At 74.9% G+C, this 17,422-nt stretch carries 10 protein-coding genes and 2 pseudogenes; 8 read left to right on the forward strand and 4 right to left on the reverse strand.

Going from position 1 to position 17,422, the window contains the following annotated elements; translation table 11 throughout:
- Window positions 1-29 precede the first annotated feature (29 nt).
- Window positions 30-887 (forward strand): sigma-70 family RNA polymerase sigma factor, encoded by an 858-nt coding sequence (locus KKZ08_RS21085; RefSeq protein ID WP_223775944.1) that lies wholly within the window; start codon window positions 30-32, stop codon window positions 885-887.
- Window positions 888-917: 30 nt separating this feature from the next.
- Here KKZ08_RS21085 and KKZ08_RS21090 read toward each other — a convergent pair whose 3' ends face one another.
- Window positions 918-2,162 (reverse strand): peptidoglycan-binding protein, encoded by a 1,245-nt coding sequence (locus KKZ08_RS21090; RefSeq protein ID WP_223775945.1) that lies wholly within the window; start codon window positions 2,160-2,162, stop codon window positions 918-920.
- Window positions 2,163-2,358: 196 nt separating this feature from the next.
- Here KKZ08_RS21090 and KKZ08_RS21095 point away from each other — a divergent pair, with 196 nt between their 5' ends.
- Both KKZ08_RS21095 and KKZ08_RS21100 read left to right on the forward strand, forming a co-directional pair.
- Entirely contained in the window at window positions 2,359-2,955 is a 597-nt protein-coding gene (locus tag KKZ08_RS21095; RefSeq protein WP_223775946.1) for a cupin domain-containing protein, read from the forward strand.
- Complete coding sequence (locus tag KKZ08_RS21100; RefSeq protein ID WP_223775947.1) at window positions 2,948-3,763, forward strand: glucose 1-dehydrogenase; 816 nt, start codon at window positions 2,948-2,950, stop codon at window positions 3,761-3,763. Before KKZ08_RS21095 ends, KKZ08_RS21100 begins: the two co-directional genes overlap by 8 nt.
- Before the next feature lie 74 nt (window positions 3,764-3,837).
- Here the strand turns inward: KKZ08_RS21100 and KKZ08_RS21105 are convergent, their stop codons facing one another.
- Window positions 3,838-4,671 carry an alpha/beta fold hydrolase gene (locus KKZ08_RS21105; RefSeq protein ID WP_223775948.1) on the reverse strand — a complete coding sequence of 278 codons (834 nt, stop codon included), beginning with the start codon at window positions 4,669-4,671 and terminating at the stop codon, window positions 3,838-3,840.
- 191 nt (window positions 4,672-4,862) lie between these two features.
- On the opposite strand from KKZ08_RS21105, the pseudogene KKZ08_RS21110 reads away from it, so the two are divergent.
- The 4 genes and pseudogenes from KKZ08_RS21110 (at window position 4,863) to KKZ08_RS21125 (ending at window position 12,600) form a co-directional block, all read left to right on the forward strand.
- A pseudogene (locus KKZ08_RS21110) lies at window positions 4,863-6,244 on the forward strand (PLP-dependent aminotransferase family protein).
- Window positions 6,245-6,274: 30 nt separating this feature from the next.
- A pseudogene (locus tag KKZ08_RS21115) lies at window positions 6,275-6,982 on the forward strand (response regulator transcription factor); the annotation flags it as partial.
- 211 nt (window positions 6,983-7,193) lie between these two features.
- Window positions 7,194-9,158, forward strand: coding sequence for a HAMP domain-containing sensor histidine kinase (locus KKZ08_RS21120; protein WP_223775949.1), 1,965 nt, complete (start codon window positions 7,194-7,196; stop codon window positions 9,156-9,158).
- Window positions 9,159-9,408: 250 nt separating this feature from the next.
- Window positions 9,409-12,600 (forward strand): AfsR/SARP family transcriptional regulator, encoded by a 3,192-nt coding sequence (locus tag KKZ08_RS21125; protein WP_223775950.1) that lies wholly within the window; start codon window positions 9,409-9,411, stop codon window positions 12,598-12,600.
- A 38-nt stretch (window positions 12,601-12,638) separates the two neighbouring features.
- Here the strand turns inward: KKZ08_RS21125 and KKZ08_RS21130 are convergent, their stop codons facing one another.
- Together KKZ08_RS21130 and KKZ08_RS38860 are read right to left on the reverse strand one after the other, a co-directional pair.
- Complete coding sequence (locus tag KKZ08_RS21130) at window positions 12,639-14,339, reverse strand: bifunctional 3'-5' exonuclease/DNA polymerase (RefSeq protein ID WP_223775951.1); 1,701 nt, start codon at window positions 14,337-14,339, stop codon at window positions 12,639-12,641.
- A 362-nt stretch (window positions 14,340-14,701) separates the two neighbouring features.
- Window positions 14,702-15,961 (reverse strand): LuxR C-terminal-related transcriptional regulator, encoded by a 1,260-nt coding sequence (locus KKZ08_RS38860; protein ID WP_276573901.1) that lies wholly within the window; start codon window positions 15,959-15,961, stop codon window positions 14,702-14,704.
- 206 nt (window positions 15,962-16,167) lie between these two features.
- On the opposite strand from KKZ08_RS38860, the gene KKZ08_RS21140 reads away from it, so the two are divergent.
- Entirely contained in the window at window positions 16,168-17,103 is a 936-nt protein-coding gene (locus KKZ08_RS21140) for an NADP-dependent oxidoreductase (protein WP_223779132.1), read from the forward strand.
- Window positions 17,104-17,422 lie beyond the last annotated feature (319 nt).

Raw genomic sequence — 17,422 nt, forward strand, 5'->3', positions numbered from 1 at the left:
CGCGTTCCGCACAACCGAGAGGTGACGCCGTGCAGGTCGAGAGAGCCGCGGAAGTCGAGAGAGCCGCGGAAGTCGAGAGAGTTGACCGCTTCGGGGACGCCGCGTTGTGCGAACGGGTGCGGCGAGGAGATCCGCGGGCATTCCACGCGTTGTGGGAGCGGCATCTGCGTACGGCGCGGCAATGCGCTCTGCGCTGTACGCACGGCAGTACGGCCGACGCCGAGGACGCCGTTTCCGAGGCGATGCTCGGCCTGTTGCAGGCATTGCGCGGCGGTCACGGTCCGGTCGGGAACGTCGCGGCGTATGTGAGGGTCTCCGTACGCCATGCGGCCGCCCGTACCACCGAACGGCGCCGGCGTGAGATTCCCGTCGCCGAACTTCCCGACCGGCCCGGCGAGAATTCCTGCCGGGTCACCGCGCACTTCGACGCCGCCTGCGCGCGGGAGGCGTTTCTCGGTCTTTCAGAGCAACGCCGCACCGCGATACGGCTCTTCGCCCTGGAGGAGAAAAGCGCGGGACACGTCGGTGACCGGCTCGGTATCGCCGCCACCGCCGCGTCCTCTTTCGTCTACCGGTCCAAAGAGGCGCTGCGCGCGGGCTTTCTGCGCCGCCACGTGAATCCCGCCAGCGCGGAATGCGCCGAGGTGATGGACCGGGTCGTGGCGGTCTTGCGGGGGCGTTCCCCGCGGCGGCACACCGCGGCCGTCCTCGCTCATCTGCGGGGTTGCGCGGCGTGCCGGGAGGGGCAGCGGCAGCTGTCTTACGTCAACGCGGGGCTGCCGCGGGGCGGGAGCCGGGGTGGGCGCCGGGGTGGCGGTGAGGCGGCTGCCGCCCGCCGCCCCACGGGTCCCTCGTCTGAAGCGGGACCCCAGGGGTCCCTCGCCTGAGGCGGACCCCCGCGCCCGCCCCGCCCCGCCTCAGGCGAAGAGCCGTCGCCACGTCTCAGGGCCGGGGTAACCGTCCGCGTCTCTGCCGCGCCAGCCCTGGGCCCGCTGGAACGCCTCCACGTTGCGGCGGTCGGCCTCCGACCACGCGGGGCCAGGCCCCTGCGTGTAGTGCTTGCCGTAACCCTTCTTCACCAAGCGCTTGCCCAACTCCGTGACATGGGCGTTCGACTGGCCGGGCCGGAAGTAGCGCCCGCCGGGGAAGGCGGTCGCCGAGCCCGTCGAGCCGCCCGAGCCGCCGCCGATGTCCCGCCCCTTTCCCTCCACCAGATACCGCCACGTCGCCGGGCCCGGAATGCCGTCCGCCTCGGCGCCCTGCCAGCCCTGCGCCTTCTGGAAGGCCTGCGTCGCCCTGCGGTCCGCGTCCGACCAGCGGGGCCCCGGGCCGACCTGGTAGAAACGGCCGCCGCCACGCTTGACCAGCATGCGGCCGAGTTCGGTGACGTGGCCGCCCGAGGCGCCGGGACCGAAAGCGGACGCGCCGGGGAAGGCCGTGCCGGAGGACCCGCCGCCGCCGGAGCCGCCGTCCTCCGCCACGTACTTGTAGCGGTACGGGACATAGCCGCCGGAATGGTTCCAGTACGCGTACGGGGTGGTCCTCTTCAGCGTGTGCGGGCGCGTCTGCTCGTACGCCACGTACCGCGTCTTCGACGAGTCCGTCCAGCCGCCGAAGATCGTCACGTGCGAGCCGGCGGCGGGATTCGACGGGTTGTGGAACAGCAGCATGTCGCCCGGCTTCAACTGGCTCTTGCCGATCCGCACGCCGTACGCGGCGAGGCTGCCCGTCCACTGGTTGCTGCCGAGGCCCCACGCCATCGAGACGAAGCCCGAGCAGTCCTTGCGGTAGCCCTGGTAGTACGCGCTCATGCTGTACGACACCCGGGCGTCGACCCAGGTCTGGGCGCGGGCCAGGATCTGCGCACGCGTCAGCCGCATCGGCGCCGGTGCCGAGTGGGTCGCCGCCTGCTGCGCGAACAGCGGGCCCGGCGCGCCTTGCCCTGGCGGCAGCGGGTTCTGCGTGGCGACCGGGGGCTGCGCCAGCGCGTGGGCGGCGCCCGTGCCCGCGCCCGTCAGGACCGCGCCGAGCGCCACCACGGCCGCGGCGCGCGTACTGGCGCGCGAGCCGCCGCTCGCTCGCAGTGCGAGCCGCTCCCGCGCGCAGCCCGGGCAGGGGCAGTCGCGCGTCACGGGTATCTCGTCGAAGACCGGGGTACTCACATCGCCCTCCATGGGGTCGAACGGGGAGAAATAGGGCTGATGTGGAGAGGGAGTGGTGAGGTGCGTCCTCATGACGCCGTTCGGGGGGATTTCTTTTCGGGGGGTTTCTTCGCGACGGGCTTTGTTCGCCGCGCGGTCAGTCGCATGGGCAGTCGCACGGGTATGAGACGTGCCGCTGCCGGGGACTTCTTCGACCATGGTCGAAAAAGTCGAGCGAGCTGAGCTGGCCGAGCGGGTCGAGACAGTTGAACGGGTCGAGACAGCTGACGAAGTCGCCGCGCGGCACGGGCTGCGGCCCCTGCCGGTGGAGGGCGGCCTGTTCCGGCGGACCTGGGTGGGGCCGCCCGACGCCGACGGCCGCCCGGCCGGCTCCGCGATCCTCGTCCTCCTGACCACCGCGCCCGGGGACTTCTCCGCCCTGCACCGCCTGCCCACCGACGAGGTCTGGCACTTCTACGAGGGCGACGCCCTGGAACTGCTGCTCCTGGCACCCGACGGCACGGACCGCCTCGCCGTGCTGGGGCGGGCCGGGTGCGTACAGCTAGTCGTCCCGGCGGGGACGTGGATGGGGGCGAGGGTGGCGCCCGGCCCGGACGACGGTGGGCGCTACGGGTGGTCGCTGTTCGGGACGACGATGGCGCCCGGTTTCCTGTCCGAGGACTACGAAGGCGGGGACCCGGACGAGCTGGCCGCGCGGTATCCGGGACGGGCGCGGCTCATCCGGGAGCTGTGCAGGCCGGGGGAGCCGGTGCGGATGGGACGGGAAGGAGCGGCGGGGGGCTTCGATGCGTGACGAGGGGGTGGTTGGAGGTGGGCGCGAGGTGTGGCGGGACGAGAGTCTGCCGCGGTTGGACGGGCGCGTCGCTCTCGTCACCGGGGGCAGCGGAGACATCGGTGCCGGGATCGCCCGGCGGTTCGCGCAGGCCGGGGCGGCGGTCGTGGTGCACTTCCGGCGGGGCGAGAGCCGGGCCCGGGAGCTGGTCGAGCGGATCGGGGCGGCGGGCGGTGACGCCGTCGCCCTGGGGGCGGACCTGACCCGGGAGGAGGAGTGCCACCGCCTCGTCGAGGCCGCGTACGCCTGGCGGGGCCGCCTGGACGCGCTGGTCAACAACGCCGGGATCCAGCCCCTGCGGGACCTCGCGGACCTGACGGCCGCGGAGTGGCGGCAGCTCTCCGACGCAAACGTGACCAGCGCCTTCTGCTGCACCCAGGCCGCCGCGGACCTCATGTCCCGGCAGGACGGCGGCGGCACGGTCACGCACATCGCGTCCATCGAGGGCTCGCACCCCGCCCCCGGCCACGCGCACTACAGCGCGTCCAAGGCGGCCCTGATCATGTTCGCCCGCTCGGCGGCCCTGGAGTACGGGCCGCGCGGCATCCGTGTCAACAGCGTCTCGCCCGGCCTCATCGACCGGCCGGGCCTCGCCGAACAGTGGCCGCAGGGCGTGGAGCGGTGGGGGCGGGCCGCGCCGCTCGGGCGGCTCGGACGGCCCGAGGACATCGGCGACGCGTGTGTGTTCCTCGCCTCGGACGCCGCGTCCTGGATCACGGGTACGGATCTGGTGGTGGACGGCGGGGTGGGGGCGCGGCCCACCTGGTAGGGCACCGCCAGATGCCCTGGCGGCGGCCCTGGTCTCTGCCTTGGTCGCCGCCTTGCCCGCCGCCCTGCCCGGCGTCAGCGGTCCAGGTAGGGCGCGGTTGCCGGGAGGCGGGTCAGCCAGGTGTGGACCGCGGCGTTGAATTCGGCGGGGCGTTCCAGGTTCGGCAGGTGCGCTGCTCCCTCGACGACGCACAGCGCGGAGTCGGGCAGCGCGGCGTGCATGGCCTCGGCGTCGGAGACCGGCGTGTACGTGTCGTCGCGGCCGACGACCACGAGGGACGGCACGGCGACGCGGGCCAGCATGGCGCGGTAGTCGGGGCGTTCGGCCCGGCCGCGCAGGGCGGCGGCGGCTCCCTCGGGCGGGGCGGCCAGCATCATGCGGTGGACGTACGCGGACGCCTCCGCGTTGTACGGGGCCACCATCTTGTCCCGCACCTCGTCCGCGTACCCCTTCATGCCCTCGGCGAGGAGCCGGTCCGCCTGGGCGTTGCGGGTGGCCTTGCCCTGCGGGGTCTCCGCCGCGGGGAAGGTGTCGGCCAGGAGGAGGCCCGTGAGGCGTTCCGGGAACAGGCGGTGGCACTCCATGACGAGCTGCCCGCCCATCGAGAGGCCGCCGAGCGCGAACTCCCGTACGCCCAGGTGGTCCAGGAGCGCGGCGACGTCCTCGGCGAAGGTGGCGAAGGCCGTGGTGCCGGGGACGACGGTCGACTCGCCGTAGCCGCGGAGGTCCGGGGTGACGACGCGGTGCGTCCCGGCGAACGCCTCGCGCTGCGGGGCCCACATGGAGCGATCGAAGGGGTGGCCGTGGAGGAGGACGAGGGTGGGGCGGGACGCGGCGGCGGAGCCGGCCTCGGCGTCGCCCGTGTCGTCGTAGCCGATGGTGACGCCGTTGAGCTGTGCGGGTGCCATGAGGGGAGGCTAGGTGGCGCCAACTGGTCGGTGCAATAGGGTCTTTGCTCTCGGTGCAATGTGGGCGCGGTCGGTCGTCGGCGCAGGTAGGTAGGCGGGCGCGTAGGTAGGCAGGCACATAGGTAGGCAGGCAGTCGGTCGGAGCGGGGAGCGAGGGGCGGGGACAGGTGGCGGAGAGCGGGGAGCGGGGCGTGCGGAGGCGGCGGGACTTCCGGGAGGTGGCCGATGAGGTGGCCCGGGAGATCGAGGCGGGGACGCTGCGGGGCGGCGAACGGCTGCCGACGCAGCGGGCCTTCGCGCGGCGGCGGGGGATCGCCGGCTCCACGGCCATCCGCGTGTACGGGGAGCTGGCGCGGCGGGGCCTGGTCGTCGGCGAGGTGGGGCGCGGCACGTTCGTCAGGGCCGCGGCGCCGCATCAGGGCGGCCGGGGCGGCCGTCGGCGCTCATGGCCCGCGCCCTCGGGCCGCTCACGCGCGCCGATGTGCTCCTGGAGGCCACCCGGCCCGCCGCGCCGGACGGTACGCCCGAGGCGCGTGAGGCGGCCGCCACGGTGCTCGCCCGCAGCGGATGGCGCCCGGACCCCGGTCAGCTGCTCTTCGCCGGGAACAGCAGGCAGGCCATCGCCGCCGCCCTCTCCTCGCTCGTCCGTCCCGGCGGCCGCGTGGGCGTCGAGGAAGTCACGTATCCCCTGGTGAGAGCCATCGCCGAACAGCTCGGCGTGCGGCTCGTGCCCATCGCCGTCGACGAGCAGGGCATGCTCCCCGACGCGCTCGCCGCCGCCCACCGCGGCGCCTCCCTCGCCGCGGTGTACGTACAGCCGACCCTGCAGAATCCGCTGTCGGTCACGGCGGGGGCGGAGCGGCGCCTGCAACTCGCCTCGGCCGTACGGGACGCGGGGTGCTGGGTGGTCGAGGACGGTACGTGGGGGTTCCTCGCGGAGGACGCGCCCGTGCCGCTCGCCGCGCTGCTGCCCGAGCGCGTCGTCTTCGTCGACAGCCTGTCCAAGCGCGTCGCCCCCGGCCTCACCCTCGGCATGCTCGCCGCCCCGCCCGGCCATCTGGACGCGCTCGCGCGCAGCCTGCGGTCCGGGGGCTGGACCGCGGGGGGCTTCGCCCTGGAGGCGGCCGTGCGGTGGGTCGGCGACGGGACCGTGGAGGCGTTGGTCGCCGCCAAGCGGGCCGATGTGGGGGTGCGGCACGAGATCGTGCGGGAGCGGTTGATGGGGGCGGGCTCGGGAGCCGGGGCAGGGGCGGGGCCTGGAGCTGGGCCTGGGGCTCGGGTTGGGGCTGGGGCTGGGGCTGGGCGGAGGGGGAGGTTCCGTACCGATCCGCGCTCCTATTACTGCTGGTGGGAGCTGCCCCCGCCCTGGCGTGCCGAGACCTTCGTCGCGGCGGCGGCCGCGCGCGGCATCGCCGTCACGCCGGGCCCTGCCTTCGCCGCCGACGGGCGGCGCGCGGCGCACGCGGTACGGATCGGCCTCGCGTCACCGCCGACGGACGTCCTCGCGGCGGCCCTGGACACACTTATCAGGATCCTGTCAGACAGCCGCCCGGATCCGGCTTCCCCCGCCTGAACGCGACGGGGCGTGCCTATCCTCAACGCCATGTGCGCTTTTGTCCTGGTCGCGGAGGACGACGAGAAACAGGCCGAGCTGGTCCGCCGCTACCTGGAACGCGAGGGCCACGCGGTCTCCGTCGTCCACGACGGGTCCGCCGCCCTCCACGAGGTCCGGCGCAGGCCCCCGGATCTGCTGATCCTCGACGTGATGATGCCGGGGGCCGACGGCCTGGAGGTCACGCGCCTGCTGCGGGACGGGGACGGGCCGCCGGAGCTGATCCGGCTGCCGATCCTGATGCTGACGGCGCGCTCCACCGAGGACGACCTTCTCGCGGGTCTCGACCTGGGCGCCGACGACTACCTCACGAAGCCGTACAGCCCCCGCGAGCTGATGGCCCGCGTACGGACGCTGCTGCGGCGCGCGTCCGGCATCCACGCGCCGTTGCCGGACGCCGGGCGGCGGGTCCTGCGGGTGGGCGGTCTCGTCGTCGACCCGGTGCGGCACGAGGTGACGGTCGACGGGCGCCAGGTCGACTGCACGCCGGGTGAGTTCGACCTGCTCACGGCGCTCGCCGAGGAGCCGGACCGGGTCTTCACCCGGCCTCAGCTCCTCGACCGGATCCACGGCTCGTCCGGCTACATATCGGTGCGGACGGTCGACGTGCACGTGCTCAATCTCCGGAAGAAGGTCGAGGCGGATCCGCGGCGGCCGGGGCGGCTTGTGACGGTCTTCGGGGTGGGGTACAAGCTCACGGGCGGGGGCGGAGCGGGGCGGGGCTGTGGCCGGGGCTGCGGCTGGGGCTGCGGCCGGAGCTGCGGCTGGGGCTGCGGCCGGAGCTGCGGCTGGGGCCGGGGCCCCCGTACCCGCCCTGTGCTCCGTGCCGTCCGTGCCGTCCGGGGCGTCCGCGCCGTCCGCACCCCCACGCCCCCAAACCCCCACGCCCCCACCGACGCGGCGGCCCGCCGTGGCGCGTGACGTTCCGCTCCGTAAGAGCCTGCTGGCCCGGCTGCTCGTCGTGTCCGTCCTCGTCTCCGTCGGCTCGATCGCCGCGACCGCCTGGCTCGCCGCGCAGACCACGTCCGGCGCGCTGCGGCAGGAGCAGGGCCAGGTGCTCGCCGACGACGCCCGTATCTACGACCGTCTCCTCGGCGTCGGCGCGACCGCCCCCGCCTGGCGGGGTGCCGGCGAGGCCGTCCGCGAACTGTCCCGGAGCACCGGCCGCCGCATCGCCCTGACCACGCAGGACCGCAAGGTCATCACCGACTCCGCGGCCCCCTCGAAGCACACCCCGCTGCCCCCGAACGCCTCCGCCGTCCTCGACCCGCTCGCCGTGGACACGACGCTGTCCGCCGGCCGGAGCGACGAGGACGCCAGGGCCGACCGCATCGACCCGCGCGTGGTCGGCCCGTACCGTCTCACTCAGCGCGAGCGCAAGCGGTTGCGTGCCGCCGCCGAGCGCGGTGCGGCCTGTCTGTCCGAGTTCGGCGTCACCTCCGACATCGTCGTCGGCCCCGGCGGACGCCCCTCCCTCCGCATCGACAACGACCCGGGCGACCTCTACAAGACCCGCTGCCACACGCCCTTGCTCGACGTACCGACCGACACCGAGTTCAAGGCCCTGGAGAAGCTCGGCTCCCTCGCCGACGCGTGCATGAGGCGGCGCGGCCTCTCCCCGGTCGAGGTCAGGCTGGACGTGGCCGGGCGCTCCGGCCCGAAGCCGGTCGGCGCGGTCCCGACGTACGTGACACGCGAAACCGCTACGGGCCCCGCGGGCGGCCCCGGGGAGTTCCGGGAGGCCCCGCGGGCACCCGGTGACCGCCGGACCCCTGGGGCCCCCGACCCCGCCGCCCCCGCGTCCGAACCCGCCGGAACCGACCTCAACGCCCTGGACGCCGCCGCCACGTCGTGTGTCGACAGCGCCCGCCGCGAACAACTCGGCCCCTACGTCTCCCCGCCCGCGCTGCTCTTCATCACCAGCCCCGACGGCTCGCGCAGCACGCCCGGCTTCAGCCTCTCCGGGGCCAACACCGTCCGCCTCGCCGGGCTCGCCGCGGCCGTCCTCGCCGTCACGGTCGCCGTCACCGCGCTCGCCGCGACCCGGCTGACCCGGCCGCTGCGGGCACTGACCACCGCGACGCGGCGCATGAAGACGGGCGAGGCGAGCGAACCGGTGCCCGCGAAGGTCACCCGCTCGGCCGGTGAGATCAGCCAACTGGCCGCCGCCTTCAACGACATGGCCGCCCACCGCAAGGCCCTGGAGGAGCAGCGCAAGGCCATGGTGAGCGATGTCGCGCACGAGCTGCGCACCCCGCTCTCCAACATCCGCGGCTGGCTGGAGGCGGCGGAGGACGGCGTCGTCGAGACCGACCCGGCGCTGGTCACCTCGCTCCTCGAAGAGGCCTTGCTGCTCCAGCACATCGTCGACGACCTCCAGGACCTGGCGGCCGCCGACGCCGGCACCCTCCGGCTGCACCGCGAACCGGTACGCGCCGCCGAGATCGCCGAGCAGGTGGCGGCGGCACACCAGGCACGGGCGGACGCCGCCGGGGTGAAGCTCAGGGCCACGGTGCTCGGCGACCCCTGGGTGAGCGCCGACCCGCTGCGGCTGCGCCAGGCGATCGGCAACCTCGTCTCCAACGCGATCCGGCACACCCCGGCGGGCGGCAGCGTACGGATCAGCTGCCGCGGTAAGGGCGACGCCGTCCTGATCGAGGTCGCCGACACCGGCAGGGGGATCGCGCCCGCCGATCTGCCGCACGTCTTCGACCGCTTCTGGCGCGCGGACAAGTCACGTACGAGGTCGACGGGCGGCAGCGGCCTCGGCCTGTCCATCGTGCGGAAGCTGGCGGAGGCGCATGAGGGGGCGGTGACGGCGGAGAGCGTGCCGGGGAAGGGGTCGCTGTTCACGGTGCGGTTGCCGGGGGCGTGAGGCGCGATCGCGTCGGCTCTCAGAAAGGGCTCCGGGCAGGACAAGAGCCCCGGTCGTTCACCTCCGCCGACCGGGGCTCTCTCTCTGCCCCCGGACCCGGCCGCGGCGGCGACACTCCCCCGAGCTACGCGCTGTGCGCGAGTACCGGCGGGCCAGGTCCGATGTAGTGATCACATCAGGCCCCGCCAACAGATCGCTAACATGTGGCCAACGGTCGGCTGATAAGCGACGGTCGGCCCGGGGAGACAGTGTGAGTGAACGGGAGGAACTGCGGTCCGGCCTGCGGTTCGGGCTGCTCGGCGCGCCTGCCGTGTACGACGCCACGGGCGAGCCGCGTCCCGTGCGCAGCGCCAAGGGGCGTGCCCTGCTGGCCGCGCTCCTCCTGGAACCGGACAGGGTCGTCTCGCTCGACGCCCTCAAGGACGCGCTGTGGGGCGGCGCCCCGCCCGCTTCCGCGCACGCCTCCCTCCAGAACCACGTGACGCGGCTGCGCCGCCTCCTCGACGACCCGGAACGGCTGCTCGCGGTACCGCCCGGCTACCGGCTGCGGGTCGACGAGGGCGAGTTGGACGTCCGGGTCTTCGAACACCGGGTGGCGCGGGCGCGGGCGGCGCGCGCCGAGCGGGACTGGGCGCGGGTCGTCACGTGGGCCTCGGACGCGCTGGCGCTGTGGCGGGGGAGGCCGTTGAGCGGCCTGCCGGAACCGCTGGCGGACCACTCCCTCGTACCGCGTCTGGAAGAGGCACGCCTGCTCGCCCTGGAATGGCGGTACGACGCCGAACTGGCGCGCGGCAGCGGTCTCGCCGCGCTCGCTCCCGAACTGGCCGAGCTGGTCGCCGAGCACCCTCTCCGCGAGGCCTTCCACCGGCAGTTGATGCTCGTGCTGCACCGCACGGGCCGGCAGGCGGAGGCCCTCGCCGTCCACCGCGAACTGCGCCGCAGGCTGGTGGAGGAGCTGGGCGTGGAGCCGGGCGCGGCGGTGGGGGACGCGCATCAGGAGGTGCTGCGAGGGCGACTCGAAGGGCCGCGTGAGGGGGCGCGTGAGGGTGCGGGTGAAGGGCCGGTCACGGGACCGGGTGCGGCGCCGGTCGCGGGGGCGGCGAAGTGCGGCGGCTCGGGCGTGTCCGAAGCCGTGGGGGAGCCCACGGGGGAGCCCACCGCAGAGGCTGCCGCGGATGCCGGGGCCGGTGCCGGGGTGGTGGGCGACAAGTCCGCCCCGCCTGCCCAGCTTCCGCCCGGCCCCGCCCACTTCACGGGGCGGGAGGACACCGTCCGGGCCCTGCGGGACGCGCTCGCCTCGGGGTCCCGCGTCGCCGTCGTCTCCGGGATGGCCGGGGTCGGCAAGAGCGCCCTCGCCGTGCATGTGGCGCACGGGCTGCGGGAGGAGTTCCCCGACGGGCAGCTGTACGTCAATCTGCACGGCGCGACGCCGGGCATGACGCCCCTCACCCCCGGCCAGGCCCTCACCTCGCTCCTGCGCGACCTCGGCGCCGAGCCGCGCCGCACTCCGGAGGGCTGTGTGGACCCGGGCGGGGCGTCGGCGTTGCTGCGGTCCCTGCTCGCGCCCACGCGCACGCTCATGGTCCTGGACGACGCCGCGACCGCCGCGCAGGTACGTCCGCTGCTGCCGGCGGGCCCGGGCTGCGCGGTCGTCGTCACCAGCAGGTCGCCGTTGACGACGCTCGACGGCGCGGCCCGCTTCCCGCTGGAGCCGCTCTCGGACGGTGACAGCGCCGCGCTTCTGCGGGTGGTGTCGGGGCGTGCCGGGCTCGACGCCGGGCACCCCCTGGTCGAACTGGCGGGCCGCCTCCCGCTGGCCCTGCGCATCATCGCCGCCCGCCTCGCCGCGCGCCGCGCCCTCACGCCGGACGCCCTCGCCGAGCTGCTCACCGTCAGCGGCAGCCGCCTGCACCACCTGGAGTACGACGACCTGAGCGTGCGCCGCTCCCTGGCCGTGGCCCTGGACGCCCTGCGCACCTCGGAACGCCGGGCCGACCGCGACGCCGCCCTCGCCCTCGCCCGGATCGGCGCGCTCGACCTCCCCACGTACGGAGTGCCGCTGCTCGCGCGCCTGTTGGGGGTCGACGAGCTGCGGGCGGGCGCGGCCCTCGACCGCCTGGTCGACGTCGCTCTCCTCGACGAGACGGCGTACGGCCGCTACGCCCCGCACGACCTCGTCCGCGATTTCGCGAGGGAGACGGCGGCCGTGGGCCCCGGCGCGGAGGACGTCGTCGACCAGGCGCTGCTCTGGTACGCGGAGTCCGCCCGCCGCACCCTGCTGGCGATCATGCCGGAGGGTCTCGACAAGGCGGACCGGCTGCGCGGTGTGGAGCCCCGGCTCGCCCGCCGCAGGAAGCAGTGCGAGCGGCGGCCGGTCCCGCCCCGCTCCCCGGTCCCGCCCCATTCCCCGGGCACGTCGGGCTCCCCGGGCACGTCAGGTGAGTGTGACCCCGATCCGCCTCCCCTCTCCCTGGAGGAGGCCTTCGCCTGGGGTGACACCGAGCTGGCGAACATCGTCACCCTCGCGGAGCGGCACAGCGGGACCTCTGACCTGCTGCCGGTACTGGTGCGCTGCCTCTTCCCGTACCTGCAACGCCGGGGCCGCCTCCTGGAGTTGGCCAGGCTCGGCACGCTCGCCCTGGACGCCGCCCGCCGCGAGGGCGACAGCGCCGCCGAGGCGCAGGCCCTCACCGATCTCGCCGGGACGCACTTCATGTCGGGGCGCAGCGGCGAGGCGCTCGCGCTGAACGACCAGGCCCTCGCGCTCTGGCGGGTCCTCGGCATCGTGTCGTGCGTACGGCGCGGCCTGAACAACCGTGGCCTGCTCCTCGAAGGGCTCGGCCGCCACGAGGAGTCCGCCGAGTCCCTCCGGCAGAGCCTCGCGCTCGCCAAGGAGCTCGCCGACCCGCTCAGCGAGGCGATCACCCTCAGCCACCTCGGGAACCTCTACGAGCACACGGATGCCCGCGCCGCCATCGACCACCACGAACGCAGCCTCGCGATCGGCGAGGCGATCGGGCACGCCGTCGTGCGCCAGTCCGCCCACTGCAACATCGGCTACGCCCACCTCACCCTCGGCGAACCGGCCGCCGCGCTCGCCCACTTCGAGGAGAGCCTGCGCATCCACGGGGAGTACGAGGACTGGCACGGCGAGTCCCAGGCCCGCCTCGGCCTGGTCCGCGCGCTGCGGGGGCTGGGCCGTACCGGGGACGCGACGCGCGAGTGCACCGCCCTCCTCGACCGCGCCGAGCACCGAGGTGACGCCCACATGACGGGCCTGGTCCGTCATCAGCGCGGGCTGCTCCTGCGGACGGAGGGGCGCCCCGAGGCGGCGTACGAGCAGTGGAGGTCGGCGCTCCGGGCGCTGGACGGCACGGACAGCAAGGTGGCCGACGAGCTGCGGGACCTGCTGGGGGAACCGGAGCCCGGGGCCGGCCCCTAGACCCGTACCCGGCCAGGCCCCGGGAACGGGCCGCCGGATCACTTCGCGTCGGCGTAGCACTCCACGACGGCGGTCGTGAACGGAAAGCGGACCGGGGTCTCCCCGAACGCGATCCGGCCGGCGAGGTCGCCCGCCTCCCGCACGGCGAGCGCGACGGCCGCCGCCTCCTCGGTGGGGCAGTGCACGATGACCTCGTCGTGCTGGAAGAAGACCAGTTCGGCCCGCATGCCGGCCTCGGCGATCGTCCGCCGCAGCGCGGCCAGCATCAGCAGGGCCCAGTCGGCGGCGCTGCCCTGCACGACGAAGTTGCGCGTGAACCGGCCGCGCGCCCGGGCGTTGGTCGAGGCGTACCCGGGGGTGAACTCACCGTCCGGGGAGACGGCGGCGGTGGGGTCCTCCTGAGGGATGCCCGCCTCTTCGGCGTCCCCGGCCCCGGCCGCCGGCGGGCTCGTCCGGCCCAGCCAGGTCCGCACGAGCCGCCCCTCCTCACCGGCCCGCGCCGCGTCGTCGACGTACGCGACGGCCAGCGGGAAGCGGCGGCGCAGCGCGGCCAGGTTCTTCAGGCCGTCGCCCGACGTCTGGCCGTACACCGCGCCGAGCAGCGCGATCTTCGCGTGGTCGCGGTCGCCGGAGAACGCGCGGTCCGAGAGACGGGTGTACAGGTCCTCCTCGCTCCCCGCCACCTCCATGAGGCCCGGGTCCCGGGAGATCGCGGCCAGCACCCTCGGCTCCATCTGGTCGGCGTCGGCGACGACGAGCCGCCAGCCGGGGTCGGCGATCACGGCCCGCCGGATCACCTTCGGGATCTGGAGCGCACCGCCGCCGTTGGTCGTCCAGCGTCCGCTGACCGAACCGCCGGGGGTGTACTCGGGGCGGAAGCGGCCGTCGCGGACCCAGTCCTGGAGCCAGCTCCAGCCGTGGGCGGTCCAGATGCGGTACAGCTTCTTGTACTCGATGAGGGGCCGCACCGCCGGGTGGTCGATCTCCTCCAGCTCCCAGCGCCGCGTCGACTTCACCCTGATGCCGGCCTGCGCGAAGGCCTTCACCACGTCGGCGGCGAGATCCGGGCGCACCCGGCGGCCGAACGCGGCGGACACCTCGTCGGCCAGCTCGGCGAGGCGGCGGGGTTCGCCACCGCCCGCGTACCGCTCGCCGAGCAGTTCGGTCAGCAGCTCGCGGTGGACGTCGGCGCGCCAGGGCAGGCCCGCGGCGTTCATCTCGGCGGCCACGAGCATGCCCGCCGACTCGGAGGCGGTGAGCAGGCGCATGCGGCCGGGGTGGGCCGTGGCGTCGTGTCTTCGCTGCTGCTCGGCATGGACCTCGACGAGCTCGGCAGACGTGACGGGGGCGCCGCCGGGGCGGGGCTCGAAGAGGGAGTCCTGCGAGCCGGGCTCGGCGGCGCGGGGCGGGGGGTCGGGCGGTACGGGGCGGTTGTGGAGGCGGGCGAGGGCGGCGGCCGCGGAGCGTGGCTCGCCGAGGCGGCCCTCGTGACCGAGGAGGAGGAGCTCGGCGGCCTCCACGTCGTAGCACCGCTCCACGCGGACGCCCGCGGCGAGCAGCCGGGGGTACACGGCGGCGGTCGACCGCCACACCCACCGGCCCACGCCGGGCCGCTTCCGCACGGCCTCGACGAGGTCGGGCTCCCGCACGACGGGCCCCGCGGGCAGCCCGGCGGCGTCGAGCGGCACCAGCTCCGCTCCTGCCCCCTCGACCGCGGCGACGGCCCACCGATCACTCATGCCGCGAGTGTCGCACCAGGCACTGACAGTGGGCCTGAGGTGCGGTGGGTTGCCGTCGTCGCCTTGGGGCGTCTTTGGGGGCGGGGCCGCGGGGGTATGTCCGTGCTCGCCATCTTGGCCCTGGACCCCGGGTGCTCATCGGCTGGGGAGGCACCACCACTGTGCTCCGCGCGCACATACCCCCACGTCCCCTCCGGTGCGTACGCGGCTGCGGGTGGGTGGGGGTGTTTCCTACCGGGTCTACTTCTGGGATGTCCGTACGTACACGGTTCACGTCACGGCCTGGGACGACGGCCGGCGGGGCCTCATCAGGGTCGCCGGAGGCCTCGTTCGCCGACCGGTAAGGCCCCCGGGACGGCCGCTCAGGCAGCCGCGTGGAACCGTGCGGCGGCCTCTCCCCGCGATCCCACCCCCAGCTTCGCCAGGATGTTCGCCACGTGGAACTTCACCGTGGACTCGCTGATGTGCAGCCGCTCCGCGATGTCCCGGTTCCGCCGCCCCCGGGCCAGCTCCCCGAGGACTTCGAGCTCACGCGCCCCCAGTGCGGCCAGAGGATCGGCCGCCCCGGCGGACTCCTTCGTACCGAGGGGCAGGGAGACCGTCACCGTCGTCCCCCAGCCCTCCACCGCGTCGACACCGAGCCGCCCGCCCAGCGCCTCGACCCGCTCGGTGACCCGGCGGCGGCCGAGTGAGCAGTACGAGAGGGTTCCGGGACCGTCGTCTCGTACGGTCACGTGCAGGGTGGTGTCGTCGAGCCGCCATCCGACATGGACACGCTCCACCCCGTCCTGCTCCAGGACGGCCAGGAGCAGCCCCCGCCCGATCGCCCGCCCGGCGTGCGCGACGTCGGCGGGCAGGCGCCGCGCGGTGCCCGGAGGGGCGAGCGCGAGCCGTACCTCGCTGTGCCGCAGGAGCGGCCGCAGCGACTCCCCGAGACGGGTGAACGCCTGGTCGGCCGGTTCCTCCGCCACCGACTGATCCCGCTCCGCCTCGGCACGCAGGTCGAGCAGGGCGGAGACGGCGAGTTCGGTCGCCGCGGCCCGCGCGGACCCGTCGTCCAGGCCGCGGCTGCGCAGTACGCCGAGCAGCCCCGTCAGTACGGCGGTGTGGGCCTCGCCCGCCTCCGCGATGGCCCGCGCCCGCGCCCCGGCGGCCGCCCGCGACTGGGCCAGCGTGCCGGGCACGGCCTCGGCGGCGAGGCGGTCGAGGTGGCTGGTCACCAGGTCCCACAGCACCCGCGCGGTGTCGATCGCGGCCGTGTCGAGCGGCCCGGCCTGCTCGCGCACCAGGACGAGCAGCGCGCCGCGCGTGGTCCGGTCGCTGTGCAGGGCGAGTACGGGGTGCTCCGCTCCGCCGATCCCGGCCGTGCCCTGCCAGACCCGTCCGACGCCCACGACGGGGCGGAGCCGGTCGAGCTCGGCCGCGGTGATCCGCTCCGCGAGCGCGGCCTCGCCGACCGTCTTGAAGGGGGAGTGCGCGCACTCCGTGGCCAGCTCGGCGGCGGCGCGGTGCGGGATCAGGGCCGCCAGGGCCCCGGAGAGCCTCGGCAGGACCTCGTCGAGCGGGGCGCGCAGGATGTCACCCGCGGCGTCGAGAACGGGGGCGTCCCTGATCGAGTCCATGGCCCTCAGCCTACGGCGGGAGCGCCCGGCAGGGCCTGGTCTTTCGGACAGGCCGTACCGGCCGAAAGACTGGCCCTGCCGACCCGCCGACGGACGGAGAGTGGATCCCGTCACCCCATCGGATCACGGAAAAAGCCCGCGGCGCCGGTGATGCGCCATAGGGAGAGGAAGTCGTCATGACAGACACCGGGGCAGCGGCAGGGACCATGGAAGCCATCGTCTTCGAGGAGTTCGGCGGACCGGAGGTCCTGCGTCTGCGGGAGATCGCCAGACCGCACCCCGGGCCGGGCCGGATCCGGGTCGAGGTCCGGGCGGCCGGGGTCAATCCGGTCGACTACAAGACCCGACGCGGCTGGATGGAGGAGTTCTTCCCGACCGCGCTGCCGGCCGTGCCAGGACGGGAGTTCGCGGGCGTCGTCGACGCGCTGGGCGAGGGTGTCACCGGCGTCGCGGTCGGTGACGAGGTCTTCGGCTGGGCGGACACGGGTTCCGGTACGTACGCCGAGTACGCCCTGTCACGTCAGTACGTCCATAAGCCCGCCGCCCTCTCGTGGGAGTCGGCGGCCGCGCTGCCCGTCGCCACGGAGACCGCGCAGCGGGTGCTCGATCTGCTCGGCGTGGCCGAGGGCGAGACGCTTCTGCTGCACGGCGCGGGCGGCGCCGTGGGCACGGTCGCGGCACAGCTGGCGGTGGCGCGCGGCGCGAGGGTCATCGGGACGGCGTCGCCCGCCCATCACGAACGGCTGCGGGAGCTGGGCGTGCTGCCGGTGGCCTACGGGGACGGGCTGGCGGAGCGCGTCGCGGAGCTGACGAGCGAACGCCCGGACGGCGCCCGTGTCGACGCGGTCTTCGACGCCGCGGGGCGGGGTGCCCTGCCGCTCTCCATCGAGCTGCGCGGCGGCACCTCGGACCGCGTCGTCACCATCGCGGACCCGGATGCGGCGACCCACGGCGTCCCCTTCTCGGCGTCCGCCGTCAGCGACCCGCTCCCGGCCCTGGCCGGTCACGCCCGCCTGGCCGCGGAGGGAACCCTGCGGCTCCCGGTCGCCGAGGCCTTCCCCCTCGCGGCCGCCGCCAAGGCCCACGAACTCAGCGAGGCGGGCCACGCCCAAGGCAAGCTGATCCTGCTCCCGCAGAGGTGAGCCACCCCAACGCCCTCTCCGCGGAGGCCCGCCCCTCGGGACGCCCGACACGCGGCCCGGGGAGACCGCTCTCCGGGCCGGCCCGCACTCGTGAGCGCGCCGGAGGGGACGTGGGGGTAGGTGCGCGCGGAGCACAGTGGTGGTCATGAGGGCTTCGAAGCAGCAGGGGCCGGGCGCCAAGATGGCGAGCACGGACCTACCCCCGCGGCCCCGCCACCCAAGACGTCCCGAGGCGCGCCCCGGGAGACCGCCCCCCCCGGACGGCCCGCACTCGTGAGCGCGCCGGAGGGGACGTGGGGGTAGGTGCGCGCGGAGCACA

Origin of the sequence: Streptomyces sp. 135, from assembly GCF_020026305.1 — a bacterium.
Lineage (GTDB): Bacteria > Actinomycetota > Actinomycetes > Streptomycetales > Streptomycetaceae > Streptomyces.

Excerpts from the sequence above, each read along its gene's own strand:
- KKZ08_RS21100 (WP_223775947.1), top strand. The coding sequence starts at position 2,948 with ATGCGTGACGAGGGGGTGGTTGGAGGTGGGCGCGAGGTGTGGCGGGAC.
- KKZ08_RS21105 (WP_223775948.1), bottom strand. The coding sequence starts at position 4,671 with ATGGCACCCGCACAGCTCAACGGCGTCACCATCGGCTACGACGACACG.
- KKZ08_RS21140 (WP_223779132.1), top strand. The coding sequence starts at position 16,168 with ATGGAAGCCATCGTCTTCGAGGAGTTCGGCGGACCGGAGGTCCTGCGT.
- KKZ08_RS38860 (WP_276573901.1), bottom strand. The coding sequence starts at position 15,961 with ATGGACTCGATCAGGGACGCCCCCGTTCTCGACGCCGCGGGTGACATC.
- KKZ08_RS21130 (WP_223775951.1), bottom strand. The coding sequence starts at position 14,339 with ATGAGTGATCGGTGGGCCGTCGCCGCGGTCGAGGGGGCAGGAGCGGAG.
- KKZ08_RS21095 (WP_223775946.1), top strand. The coding sequence starts at position 2,359 with ATGGTCGAAAAAGTCGAGCGAGCTGAGCTGGCCGAGCGGGTCGAGACA.